The 11,394-nt window shown below is 71.5% G+C and carries 11 protein-coding genes and 1 pseudogene; 8 read left to right on the forward strand and 4 right to left on the reverse strand.

Features of this window, described 5'->3' with window-relative positions:
* Positions 1–359 precede the first annotated feature (359 nt).
* Complete coding sequence (locus ACIOGZ_RS41565; RefSeq protein WP_363629920.1) at positions 360–1,733, forward strand: NUDIX domain-containing protein; 1,374 nt, start codon at positions 360–362, stop codon at positions 1,731–1,733.
* 67 nt (positions 1,734–1,800) lie between these two features.
* Complete coding sequence (locus tag ACIOGZ_RS41570) at positions 1,801–2,019, forward strand: hypothetical protein (protein ID WP_400808464.1); 219 nt, start codon at positions 1,801–1,803, stop codon at positions 2,017–2,019.
* An 85-nt stretch (positions 2,020–2,104) separates the two neighbouring features.
* Here the strand turns inward: ACIOGZ_RS41570 and ACIOGZ_RS41575 are convergent, their stop codons facing one another.
* Positions 2,105–3,388, reverse strand: a complete 1,284-nt coding sequence (locus ACIOGZ_RS41575) for an FAD-dependent oxidoreductase (protein ID WP_400808467.1) — start codon at positions 3,386–3,388, stop codon at positions 2,105–2,107.
* A 336-nt stretch (positions 3,389–3,724) separates the two neighbouring features.
* Here ACIOGZ_RS41575 and ACIOGZ_RS41580 point away from each other — a divergent pair, with 336 nt between their 5' ends.
* The 5 genes and pseudogenes from ACIOGZ_RS41580 to ACIOGZ_RS41600 all read left to right on the forward strand — a co-directional run bounded on the left by ACIOGZ_RS41580 (position 3,725) and on the right by ACIOGZ_RS41600 (position 6,868).
* Positions 3,725–4,225 (forward strand): MarR family transcriptional regulator, encoded by a 501-nt coding sequence (locus tag ACIOGZ_RS41580; RefSeq protein ID WP_363583293.1) that lies wholly within the window; start codon positions 3,725–3,727, stop codon positions 4,223–4,225.
* Between the two features lie 175 nt (positions 4,226–4,400).
* A complete protein-coding gene (locus ACIOGZ_RS41585) occupies positions 4,401–4,820 on the forward strand; it encodes a nuclear transport factor 2 family protein (RefSeq protein ID WP_363583291.1) in 420 nt (139 codons plus the stop codon).
* A 168-nt stretch (positions 4,821–4,988) separates the two neighbouring features.
* Positions 4,989–5,552, forward strand: a complete 564-nt coding sequence (locus tag ACIOGZ_RS41590; protein ID WP_363583289.1) for an NADPH-dependent FMN reductase — start codon at positions 4,989–4,991, stop codon at positions 5,550–5,552.
* Positions 5,553–5,707: 155 nt separating this feature from the next.
* Positions 5,708–5,857, forward strand: a pseudogene (locus ACIOGZ_RS41595) (LysR family transcriptional regulator); the annotation flags it as partial.
* A 516-nt stretch (positions 5,858–6,373) separates the two neighbouring features.
* A complete protein-coding gene (locus tag ACIOGZ_RS41600) occupies positions 6,374–6,868 on the forward strand; it encodes a cupin domain-containing protein (protein ID WP_363629912.1) in 495 nt (164 codons plus the stop codon).
* Between the two features lie 314 nt (positions 6,869–7,182).
* Here ACIOGZ_RS41600 and ACIOGZ_RS41605 read toward each other — a convergent pair whose 3' ends face one another.
* Positions 7,183–8,652 (reverse strand): carboxylesterase/lipase family protein, encoded by a 1,470-nt coding sequence (locus ACIOGZ_RS41605; protein ID WP_400989855.1) that lies wholly within the window; start codon positions 8,650–8,652, stop codon positions 7,183–7,185.
* A 473-nt stretch (positions 8,653–9,125) separates the two neighbouring features.
* Here ACIOGZ_RS41605 and ACIOGZ_RS41610 point away from each other — a divergent pair, with 473 nt between their 5' ends.
* Positions 9,126–9,575: a DoxX family protein gene (locus ACIOGZ_RS41610; protein WP_363629908.1), complete on the forward strand. Its 450-nt coding sequence runs from the start codon at positions 9,126–9,128 to the stop codon at positions 9,573–9,575.
* A gap of 111 nt (positions 9,576–9,686) precedes the next feature.
* Here the strand turns inward: ACIOGZ_RS41610 and ACIOGZ_RS41615 are convergent, their stop codons facing one another.
* Positions 9,687–10,187, reverse strand: coding sequence for an SRPBCC family protein (locus tag ACIOGZ_RS41615; protein ID WP_363589736.1), 501 nt, complete (start codon positions 10,185–10,187; stop codon positions 9,687–9,689).
* A 202-nt stretch (positions 10,188–10,389) separates the two neighbouring features.
* The gene (locus tag ACIOGZ_RS41620; RefSeq protein WP_400808479.1) at positions 10,390–11,238 is read right to left on the reverse strand and encodes a HEAT repeat domain-containing protein; all 849 of its coding nucleotides are present in this window, start codon (positions 11,236–11,238) and stop codon (positions 10,390–10,392) included.
* Positions 11,239–11,394 lie beyond the last annotated feature (156 nt).

Consider the following 11,394-nt stretch of genomic DNA (forward strand, 5'->3'; position numbering starts at 1 on the left):
CAGTTAGCGTGCTTCGTCACAGTCACCCGCTGTAGCCAAGCGGGACTGTTAGGCCAACTATCGATTCCATGGGCCAACTACAGATTCCGGCCTCAGCCGTTCGCGACCGGCCGGAGGGCGTACCCGCCGCGGCGGCGCGGTGCTCGAAAACTCCCCGTTCGACCCGGGCGCGCCCGGAGATGACCTGCTTGAACCCCGCGTTCGAACAGCGCCATCATCTGTCCCCTGCCGACCACAAGGCCACCCCAACTCAGCTTCCCTGAGGCCGGTTTGGACTGCCCCGGCGCGTCGGCAGGAGGAGCGTCCCGTCGCCCCCGCTCAACAGCCCCGTCGGCCCGAGTGAACGAGGAGTCCGCGCAGTGATCGATTTCGAGGTGCTGACCGCACTGGCCGCCCACGAGGGCATCGAGCGGATCGGCGTCGGCGTGGTGCTCCGCGACGCCTCCGGCCGGATCCTGCTGATCCGCCGGGCCGCGCACGACCCCCTTCCCGGCCCGTGGGAGTACCCGGGCGGCGGCCGGGAGGACGGCGAGGGGATCGAGGCGGGCGCGGCCCGGGAACTGGCCGAGCAGACCGGGCTCGCCGGGCTGCCGCTGGAGTACGCGCGGAGCCTGGACCTCACCGACCGGAACGGCCGGCGGGTACGGCAGTTCGTGTTCACCACCGTCGTGCCCGACGGCACCCCGGTCACGCTGTCGGCCGAGCACGACGACCAGCAATGGGCCCGTCCCGACCAGCTGCCGCAGACCGGCGACGGAGAGCGCGAGGTGATCAGGTGGCTCACCCGTCGCCTGGCGATCCCGGGCTGGCGACCGGTCGGCGGCTACCTCACCACCATCGCGCGGCCCACGGTCTACGGGTGCTTCCTGGTCACCGACCCGGACGGCCGCGTCCTCGGGATGCGCTCGACCATCAACCCGACCGTGTGGAACCTCCCCGGCGGCAACGTCGAACACGGCGAGACCCCGTTCGACACGGCACTGCGCGAGGCCCAGGAGGAACTCGGCCTCGACCTCGCCGCGGAGAACCCCGAGGTGATCGCCCGGCGGCGCCTGGTCGCGGTCGTCCACGAGCAGGTCGGCACGGAGTACCCGGTGCCGGTGTGCGGATACGTCTTCGACGGCGGCGTCCTGACCCGGGAGCAGCAGGCCCGCATCCGGCTCGACCCGGCCGAGCACACCGAGTGGCGCTTCGAGACCGCCCACGACTGGGACGCCCTGATGCCACCGGACCGCTACCAGCGACTCCTCCAGGTACTGCGCGCCCACCGCTGCGGCACCCCGCTGTACCTGGAACGCCCTTCCCCGGAGGACGAGTTCGAAGGAATCATGGTCCTCGTCACCGACCGGCACGGCCGCCTGCTGATGCACCACCGCGACGACAAGCCGGGCATCGCCTGGCCGGGCTACTGGACCCCCATCGGCGGCTGGCGCGAGGGCGACGAGACCCCGCAGGAGAACGCGGCGCGCGAGGTCCGCGAGGAAGCCGGCATCGAGATCACGGGGCTCCGGATCCTGCCCGGCCCGCACCACGAACTGGTCTCCCCGCTCACCCGCGTCCTGCACGCCGCCTGGGACGGCCCGGAGACGGACCTCCGGCTCGGCGACGAGGGCCTGGCCGTCCGCATGGTCCCCCTGGCCGAGGTGCTCGACCTCAAGGTCCCGCCCTACCTCCAGCACTACCTGCCCCTGCTGGCCGAAAGCGCCGACCGGCCCGCGAGGAGGACCTCGTGAACCAGCCCCGGCGCAGCGAAACCAGCCGGTCGGGCCGCCCGGCCCCGTCGGAACCGACCGGCTGAGGATGGCCGGCCGCCACCGCCGCCCGCCCGAGCCGCAGCTGCCGGCCGACACCGATGCCCGGCTGCGGGCCATCGCCGACCAGCGGCCCGTCGTGGAGGAAGGCATCGTCACCTTCCCCGCCAGCCCCGTCCCATACGCCTACCGCACCGTGCACCGGCCCGACGGCGGCACCGACCGGCACCTCGTCCGCCTCGACCTGCCCCGGCGACCACCCGGGTGACCGGCTCGGCAGCCGATGCTCCTGACGATCCGTCACCACGGGTGGACCGCAGTCCAGTACCAGGCCCCACCCCCGCCCCGAACGTCTACCTCTGGCCGACCCGCTGCCGGCCGGTTCGCCGGGAGGCGGCCACGACGGAGAAGGCGTACTCCCGCATCCGGAGCTCGTAGGCACGTACGCCGTCCACGAGCGGCACGCCGGAGGCCGCGGCCTCGGCCAGGGTCCGCGTCAGCTCGGCGGCGTCGCGGATCGCGGTGTTCGCGCCCATCGCCAGCACCGGGCTCATGGCGTGGATCGCGTCCCCGAGCAGGGTGACGGGGCCCGGCTCCCACGGCGGTACGGGGCTCGCCGTGGAGATGCGCAGCGGGAACAGCGAGTCGGTCTCCCAGCGGTCCAGGAGGCGGTGCACATCGGGGTGCCAGTCGTCGCCCACCAGGCGTCCGGCCAGCTCGCGCAGGGCGGGGCCGTCGAGACCGCGCAGCGCTTCGAACGAGGGCATGGCGGGGTGGTCCGCCGGCGCTCCCACCAGGCAGGCGACGTAGTCGCCGACGGGGGTGAGGGGGACGGGCGGCGTGTGTGCCGGGCCGGCGGCACCGGGAGGGCGGGCGAACCGCACGGGCCCGAAGCCGACGTGCGGACTTCCCGGCCCACCGGTCACCACGGTGAAGATGCTGTCGAACACCCACGGCGGCAGTGCGGCCGCGGCCGCGGCGGCCGCTGCGCCCGTCTCCGACTCTCCGGCCTCTCCCGCCTCTCCAACCCCGGTTTCCGGCGCGTCCAGCGGGATCCTGCCGTAGATCAGCCGCAGTCCGGCGTCCTCGACCCGGGCGTGCGGCAGCAGCTGTCGGCGTACCGCCGATCCGACCCCGTCCGCGCCGACCAGGAGGTCGGCGCTCGCGCTGCGGCCGTCGGCGAACCGCACGGTGACCGTTCCGTCCTGCTCCCTCTCCCAGCTCAGCAGTTCCGCGCCGTAGCGCACGGTGTCCGCCAGGCCGGAGAGCAGGATCTGACGCAGCGTCGGCCGGTTGAACGCGTACGAGCGGTACGGGCGAGCGGTGCCGTCGGCGGGATCGGGGTCGGGCGCGGTGGGCCGGTCCGCGAGCGTGCCCAGGTGGCGGTCACGGACGGAGACCCGGGCGGGCGGCGAGGCCGCGGTCGCCAGGCCCAGCCGGAAGAGGTGCTCCGGCAGGCAGCGTTCCAGGCCCGCGAGCCCGGGTTCGTCGAGCTGGACGCGGTAGCCCTGCGGCCTCGCGTCCGGGTGGAGGTCCCGCTCGTACACGGCGACGTCGAAGCCGCGGGCGCGCAGCCCGTGGGCGAGGGTGAGGCCGCCGAGTCCGGCGCCGGCGATGATGACACGGTGCTGGTGCACAGTCTTCTGCCTTCGTTGTGGTCACGAAGGAAGCACTGGGGTTCCGCGAAGGGAACAAACACCGCGAGGGCGCCGCTCAGAAACACCATTCAGGAGCGATTTTTCGCGCATTCCGTTGAATCTGGAGCCACAGTAGCAGTGAGCCGTCGGCGGAACCGACCAGCCTCCTCGACGAGAACCGGCCCGGAGGCCGGGGCTCATCAGCTGAAGGGGCTTGGCCCAGGTCGTGCTCCGCCGGCCGGCCCGGCAAGGCGTGGTCGCCGACCGACGACGCGCGGGAAGGTGCCGTCCGGCACGGCCCGATTGGCATGACTGTTCAAGTGATACGCTCACAAGATGACGAACCAGGAGGGAACGCCCGAGGCGCCGGACGAGCATGCGGACCTGTGGCTCACGCCGACCGAGCTGGCCTCCTGGATGTCGGTGGTCCGCCTGATCACCCGGCTCCCCTGGGCGGTCGACGCCCAGCTCCAGCGCGACGCCGAGCTGAGCATGGTCGAGTACATGACCCTCGCCATGCTGTCCGAGGCGCCCGAGCGGACCTTGCGCATGAGTGTCCTGGCCGAGCACACCAGTACGTCGCTGTCGCGCCTGTCGCACATGGTGAAGCGGCTGGAGAGCCGCGGCTACGTCCGGCGGGAGCCGGATCCGGCCGACGGACGGTTCACCAACGCCATCCTCCTGCCTGCCGGCATGGGCAAACTGGAGGCGGCCGCCCCCGGACATGTCGCCCAGGTCCGCCGCCTCGTCGTGGACAACCTGTCCGGCGAGCGCCTGCGCAGGCTCGGGCAGGACGCGGAACGCATCCTCCAGCGCATCGACTCGCCTGCGCGCTGAGTCCAGGGCTTGATCACTCAAGTCATAGCTGCGGCCACAGGGCCTCTCGACCCACCACAACAGCGAAGCGCCGCGACCTTTCGGCAGATTGACTTGAAGGTTAAAGTAAATACACGAGGGCGTCGATCCCGGCGCCGCCGCGCCACCTCCGCGCGGCACGGATCAGGGAGCTGAGATGTCGCTGGAGAACGAGAAGATCATTCGCAACGCCTACCGGGTCGCCGAGGAGCAGGACGTCGCCGGCTGGATCGCGGCGTTCACCGAGGACGGAACCTTCACCGACATGTCGGTCCCGTTCACCTACCGCGGCGCGGACCAGCTGGGCAAGACGGTCGAGACCTACGCGCGGGCGTTCCCCGACATGCACCGGGAACTCGAACGGTTCTACGTCACCGGCGACGTGGTGATCGTGCAACTACGCTTGCAAGGCACCCACCTCGGCCCGCTGGAGCTGCCGTCCGGCACCGTCCCGCCTACCGGCAGGCGCATGGACGCCCCGTGCTGCGACGTGTTCGAGCTGGTCGGCGGAAAGATCAAGCGCTTCGACTGCTACGCGGAAGGTTCCGTCATCGCCACCCAGCTCGGCCTGGCCTGAGTTCCACCACCGCTTGAGCCTTCAAGTCGTCGGGTCTAGAATCCGACATGGAGGCTCAAGCGGGAACGTCGGCACCTGCACCTGTACCTGCACCTGGCCGCGCCCGACGGAGCCCGCCGCACCACCGCCAGCCTGCCCAGCAGGACTGACACGGAAGGAGCGCCCACCGTGAGCACCCTCAAGATCGCCGTGATCCTCGGCAGCACGCGCCCCGGCCGCAACGGCAAAGCGGTCGCCGACTGGGTCATCGACCGCGCGGGAGCCCGCGCCGGCGTCGAGTACGAGCCCGTCGACCTCGCCGACTGGCCCCTGCCCTTCATGGACGAGCCGCTGCCGCCGTCCATGGGCCAGTACCAAGGCGAGCACACCAGGGCGTGGGCCGCCAAGGTCGCCGAGTTCGACGGCTACGTCTTCGTCACCCCGGAGTACAACCACTCGATCCCCGGCGTACTGAAGAACGCCCTCGACTTCGCCTACGCGGAGTGGAACAACAAGGCCGCCGCTTTCGTCTCCTACGGCACCGTCGGCGGCGTCCGCGCCGTCGAGCACCTGCGCAGCATCGCGAGCGCGCTCCAACTCGCCCATGTCAACCAACAGCTTTCCTTCTCGCTGTTCTCCGACTTCGAACAGCTCTCCCTCTTCAAACCCGGCGAGCACCATGACGCCTCGGCCACCAGGCTGTTCGAACAGCTGGAGGCCTGGTCGGCCGCCATGAAGACGCTGCGCTCCTGAGCCGACCCGCGAGGACGACGACGCGGCGGCGCGACGGTGACGCGGCGGCGCGGCGGCGCGGCGGTGACGCGTTGCCGGTTGCGGCCGGGGAGCAGGACCAGGTCATCCGCTCCCATGCGGGCTGCCGGCCCCTCGGTGAGGACCCGGCCGAGGCCCTGGTCACCGATGTGTCACTGACGGCGCTGCGGGTGTTCCGCACGGCGGCCGAGCAGGGGACCTTCACGGCGGCAGCGGAGTCGCCGGGGTACACCCAGTCGGCGGTGTCCCGGCAGATCGCCTCGATCGAACGGGTCGACGGCGCCGACCCGGAGCCGTGGGTGACCACCACGGCGACGGCCCATCTGCGGTGAAGAGCCCGGAGCCGTGGGTGACCGCCGCGACGACGGCCCGTCCGCGGCGAAGAGCCCGCCGCCGGGACTGTCCGCCGGCAGGGCAGCCAGGTCGACGACCACCCCGACCAGCCGCCTCGGCCACCGTTCGCCCCCGGAACTCGTAGCTCGTCGCCGACCCTCCGCAGGCAGCGTCGCGCCGGGGCCAGGCCGCTGCGGGTGCGCCGACGGCCGCCTCGGCGCACCGTGGATCCATGGCCCTCATCGGGCCGCCGGGGCTGCGGACGCCTGGGCGATCTTGGGGTGCGAAGAGCCGGTGGAGCCGCCAGGGCCCGCCCCGCAGGGCGCTTCGGACGTGCTCGGCGCCCCGGGCCGAGCGCCGCCGCCCTGCCCGTCAACGTCGGCAGTCGGCCGGGCCCACGTCGTTTTCGTCACCGAGGGGACGGACCACCACCGACCAGTCACGCGAACACCTCGAAGGGGAAATCCGCCATGTCCTACCCAATGGCTCACTACTGGGGTGAATCGGGCGAGAATACGGCGACGCTCCGTTCCGGCGCCACCACGCCGGACGTGTTGATCGGCGCGGGGGGCACAAGAGTCCACTACCTGGTCGACACGCCCTCCGCGAACAAGACGTTCGGCCTGTACCGATTGGACATGGGGCCCCGGCCGACAGGCCCTGCTCCACATTTCCACCGGACCATGTCCGAGTCCTTCTTCGTCCTGTCCGGGATCATGCGCCTGTACGACGGTGAACGATGGATCGACGCCGAGGCGGGTGACTTCCTGCACGTGCCGGAGGGCGCTGTGCACGGCTTCCGCAACGAGTCCAACGAGCCGGCCTCGATGCTGATGCTCTTCGTGCCGGGCGTGCCACGCGAATCGTTCTTCGAGGAAATCTCGGAGATCGCGGCCGAAAAGCGCCCGATGAGCGAGGCGGAATGGGCGGAACTCTACCGCCGGCACGACCACTTCCTGGCCTGACCGGCTCGTCCGGCCGGGGTCGGCTGGAACGACGACTCGGGCGATCACGTACTGGCCGGGGTGGTCAGCCGCGTGGGGCTCGGAGTCCGCTACTGCGTGGCCGCGGTGACCACGCCGATGGGGGCCTGCACGGTGCCCGCGTCGGTCCGGCTGGGACAGGAAGATCCTGGACCGGGCATGCGCGGTTCAAACGCCTCGCCACTCCGCACTCAACACGTCACCTTGTCCAACAGAACGCAGCCGGCGCCGGGGCCCGGGCGGTAGGGCCTGCGGCCTGCGGCTGTTCCCCACCCTCGGCACGGGCGCGGCCGGTGTCAGCCGAAGTGCCGGACGGTCGCCGGATCGGCGGGTTCGTAGGGGTGCCACTGGTCCGCGGCGGGACGGCCGGTGGCGACGAAGGCGGCGATCGCGCGGGAGAAGGTGCCGCCGAGCGAGCGGACGGCGGCGGTGGCCTCGCCGAGCATGGGGCTGTCGGGGTAGGCGTCGAAGGTGTCGAAGAAGAAGGGGAGTTCGACGCAGTGCGCGGCGCCCAGGCCTGCGGGGTCGGGCACCGGGACGTGGTCGAACCGGTAGACGTAGGTCGGGTTTCCGGCCGCGGCGTGGCGGTCGGCGATGGCGAGGGTGTCGTCACGGAAGACGAGCCCGGTCTCGAACTCGGTGAGGATGTCGGCCGGGGTCGCGTTCGGCCGCCGGGCCGCGATGCGGTCATACCGCTCGTCGCCGCCGTCGGCCTGGCCGGCCGCGATCGAGCGGGCCCGGTCGGCGGTGATCTCCCGGATGCGGGGGGCGAGGGCGAAGAAGGATGCCATCTCGTTCCTGGTGGTGCCGGTCAGCAGGCCTTTGCCGTCGAGGCGTCCGTCGACCAGCGCCTGCTGCCACGTCGCGGGGATCCCGGAGGCGCCGAGGACGGGGTACATGGGCGGGGCGACGTTGCCCGGGCGGGCGGCCTCCCGGGAGAGCTGCTGGTAGGCGGCCAGGAGCCGGTCGGCCGGGACGGCGCGCAGCGCGGCACCCCGGTCCCGGGTGCCGCCCGGGCCGAGGATGCCGAGGAAGCCGAGGAAGCGCCGCGCGTGGTCGCTCGCCTCCTCGGGGTCCTGCGGGGCGAGCCCGAAGGGACCGCTCTGGGCGATGACCCGGTTGACGAGCGGGCCGGTGGTCGGGGAGACGGCGAGGTAGAGGGCGGAGAACGCCCCGGCGGACTGGCCGCCGACGGTGAGGCTGCCGGGGTCGCCGCCGAAGGCCGCGATGTTGCGCCGCACCCAGGCGAGGACGGCGGCCTGGTCCTGCACGCCGAGGTTCTCGATGCCGAGGTCCGGCAGGTAGAGGTAGCCGAGCGGGCCGAGGCGGTAGTTGGCGGTGACGACGACGGCCCGGCCGGCGGCGGCCAGGTGCCGGCCGTCGTACCAGTCCCAGCCTCCGGACCCGCTGGTGAACCCGCCGCCGTGGAACCACACCAGGACGGGCAGGGCACCCGGGGCGGACCCGTCCGCAGGCGGACGAGGGGTCCACACGTTCAGCGTGAGGCAACCGTCCTCGTCCCAGTCGGGGGTGCGTGGCCCCATGACGGCTTCGAGCCGGGAGGGGCTCTGTGGGACGGACGGGCCCGGGCGGTCGGCGTCCCGGACGCCCGACCAGGCGGGGTGCGGCACGGGGGCGGCGAAGCGCCGCTCGCCCACGGGCGAAGCAGCGTAGGGGATGCCGCGGAACGCGGCGACGCCGTCCTCGACGGTGCCTCGGACGCTGCCCGACTCGATGGTCACGACGGGGCTCTCGCTCAGGGTCATCGGTGTCGCCTTCCTTGCAGACGTGGGACGGCTCCGGTCTATCGCAATCGCCATGAGACGGGAAGATGTGACGGTTCGGCTCTCCGCCGCACGTAGGCGCCGTCCGCGAGACCGGGGTGCTCCCCGGCCGCTCCCAGCCGCGCACCCCGGGCGTCCAGCGGCGTCCTGTCCGTCCAGTCGAGATCGACCACGAGTACCGTCCTGTGTCCGCCCGCACCCCGACCGACGATCGGTCGGCCGCTGCTCGTCCTCACCGGTGACCACCACCGGGCACCAGCACCCGCGCACCGCAGCAGCCGAAGGGCTGGTCCGCGGACGGCAGGCCGTCGGCGAGCTGTCGGCGCTGGGGCTGGGGCTGGGGCTGGGGCTGGGGCCAGGTTGTCGGAAAACTTTCTCTCCCGGGACCGATGAGTTCGGGCGGTGGCGGCGGTCATACCTGGGAAAGCAACGACAGCCGACCGGGGAGACCTGAGATGTCCAGCACCGCCACCGCCACTGCTACCGCCGCTACCAACCCCACCGCCGCTACCGCCGTCGCCACGAAGTCCGGCAAGGCCGTGGTCCGGGTGGTCTGGACGCTGCGGATCCTGCTGGCGCTCTTCTTCGCCGTGGCCAGCGCGCTGCCCAAGCTGCTCGCAGTCCCCGCCGCCACGACCGTCTTCGACGCCATGGGTGTGGGCCACTGGTTCATGTACCTGACCGGGCTGGTGGAACTGGCCGGAGCGGTCGGGCTGCTGGTCCGCCGGCTGGCCGGGCCGGCAGCCACGGCGCTGATCGTCTTCCTGGTGTTCGCGTTCGTCACCCAGCTCACCGCGATGCACGGCGAGAACGCCGGGACCCCGTTCATCTTCATGGTGCCGCTGGCCGTCATCGCCTGGAACCGGCGCGCCGAGACCGCCGAACTGCTCGGCCGCCGACGCTGACCAGTGCAGCGGCCGGTTCGGATGGGCGTCGCCGTGACGCCCGTCCGAACCGCGACGCCCATCCGAACGGCTGCGCTGCGTGCGCGGTGGTGCGGCCGAGTCCGTCGGCGGTCAGCCTTCGTGGACCGGCTGCCCGGCGCTGGGCAGGGCTTCGCCCGTCTCCAGCAGTGTCTTGAGGCTGGAGAGGATGGCAGGCCAGCCCTGGCTGCACATCGAGCGCAGGGTCCCTCCGGGGCCGAAGTCGTCGTGGGTGACGGTCAGCTTCACCTGGTTGCCGTGCGGCACCAGCTCGAAAGTGACCTTCGACCGGCGTTCCGCGGCCAGTTCGGCGCGCAGTTCCTCGCCGGCACCGGCCGTCTGGGCCCACTGCGGAGTGAAGGTGTGCCAGGTGTAGGAGAGCCGCCGGTACGGCTCGTGGACGAGTACGACCTGCTCCGGGTCGACGGTCCGTGCGCCGCGCTCGGCCCAGACGACAGGTGAGCCCTCGACCCAGTCGGTCTCAAAGCGCACGCCCCAGTAGCGCTCGGTGAAGGCGGGGTCGGTGAGCGCCTGCCAGAGCCGCTCAGGTGTGGTGTTGATGTACGTCGTGTAGACGAAGGCGTTGTTGTCCATGGGTGGCTGCTCCAGTGCTCTCTTCAGATCGGCGAGCGCGGCGGCCCGGGCATTCCGGCCAGCTCCAGCGTCGACGCTCCAAGTCCTTCGGGGGTTGACCCTGCGGCCGGTGAGATGCGTGCCGGATGTGGACGATCTGCTGGTGAGGCTCGACCGGCACACCGCCGATCATCAGGAGAACCTGCCAGGACTGCGCCAGTATTCAGTCGCGACACCCCTGGGATGCCAGGAAATCGCGAAGGTAGGTGTGCTTTTCGCGGACCTGGGGGTTCGGGTGATGCTCCGCGGCCTGCAGAAAGGGCTCCGCGTCGTCGGCGTCGACCTGGCCGCGGAACAGAAGCTGGTCGAGGACGCCGATACCCCAGATCTGGATGGCCGGATCAGCGTCAACGAGGAACTCACCGACCAACGGGAGGTCATCAGCCGTGGCGACGACGCGCAGCAACTCGACCGCGAGGTGCCGACGTTCCGGATCCGGGTCGGTGCGATAGATCTCCAGGCAGCGAGATCGAGCAGCGTCGGGCTGCAGCAGCCACAAGACCGAACGCGCGTGCTCGGAGGCCGGGAGACCTTCGACGTACCAATCCACCGCCCCACGAATCGCCTCATCACCCAGCAGAAAGGCGATGGCCCGCCGAGCGATGCGGTCACCGCTGGATTCCGGACCAGCGCCGATACTGTGGGCCAGTGCCTGCCAGTCGATCGGTTCGCTTCGGCTCGCCACACTCGTAGCGGGGGCGGCGAGGTGGAGCTGGCAGGCGCAGTCGAGGGCGTCCTCGGGGGTGCCGGCGAAGCCGCCGGTGGGTAGCAGGGGGTCTTCGTGGCGGTCGCTGCCGGCGTAGTAGAGGGCGAAGCCCCATCGGCTGGCGGTACCGCTGTAGCGCAGGCGCATCAGCTTGACCCGTTCGCCGTCGGGCAGTTCGCCTTCCACGTAGGCGAACTGCCCGCGATGGCGGATGTGCAGGTCCGTCAGTTGCGGCCAGGCGGTGCGGGCGTGTTCGGTCAGCCGCTGGGCGAGCGACAGCTGGGTGTACTCCGGCGTCGTGGGCATGGCGGCCATCCTGCCGGACCGCCCCGGCAGCGGATGCGGCAGGCTGGGGGGACCCAATGCCCCGGAAATGCAGAGAACCCCCATCCGGTTTCCCGGATGGGGGTTCTCTGTGAATGATTGTTCGGCGGCGTCCTACTCTCCCACAGGGTCCCCCCT

The organism is Kitasatospora sp. NPDC088160 (assembly GCF_044741445.1).
In the GTDB taxonomy this organism is placed as follows: domain Bacteria; phylum Actinomycetota; class Actinomycetes; order Streptomycetales; family Streptomycetaceae; genus Kitasatospora.

Coding starts and splice junctions, on each gene's coding strand:
- ACIOGZ_RS41570 (WP_400808464.1), top strand. CDS start 1,801: ATGGCCGGCCGCCACCGCCGCCCGCCCGAGCCGCAGCTGCCGGCCGAC.
- ACIOGZ_RS41580 (WP_363583293.1), top strand. CDS start 3,725: ATGACGAACCAGGAGGGAACGCCCGAGGCGCCGGACGAGCATGCGGAC.
- ACIOGZ_RS41585 (WP_363583291.1), top strand. CDS start 4,401: ATGTCGCTGGAGAACGAGAAGATCATTCGCAACGCCTACCGGGTCGCC.
- ACIOGZ_RS41600 (WP_363629912.1), top strand. CDS start 6,374: ATGTCCTACCCAATGGCTCACTACTGGGGTGAATCGGGCGAGAATACG.
- ACIOGZ_RS41605 (WP_400989855.1), bottom strand. CDS start 8,652: ATGACCCTGAGCGAGAGCCCCGTCGTGACCATCGAGTCGGGCAGCGTC.
- ACIOGZ_RS41610 (WP_363629908.1), top strand. CDS start 9,126: ATGTCCAGCACCGCCACCGCCACTGCTACCGCCGCTACCAACCCCACC.
- ACIOGZ_RS41615 (WP_363589736.1), bottom strand. CDS start 10,187: ATGGACAACAACGCCTTCGTCTACACGACGTACATCAACACCACACCT.
- ACIOGZ_RS41620 (WP_400808479.1), bottom strand. CDS start 11,238: ATGCCCACGACGCCGGAGTACACCCAGCTGTCGCTCGCCCAGCGGCTG.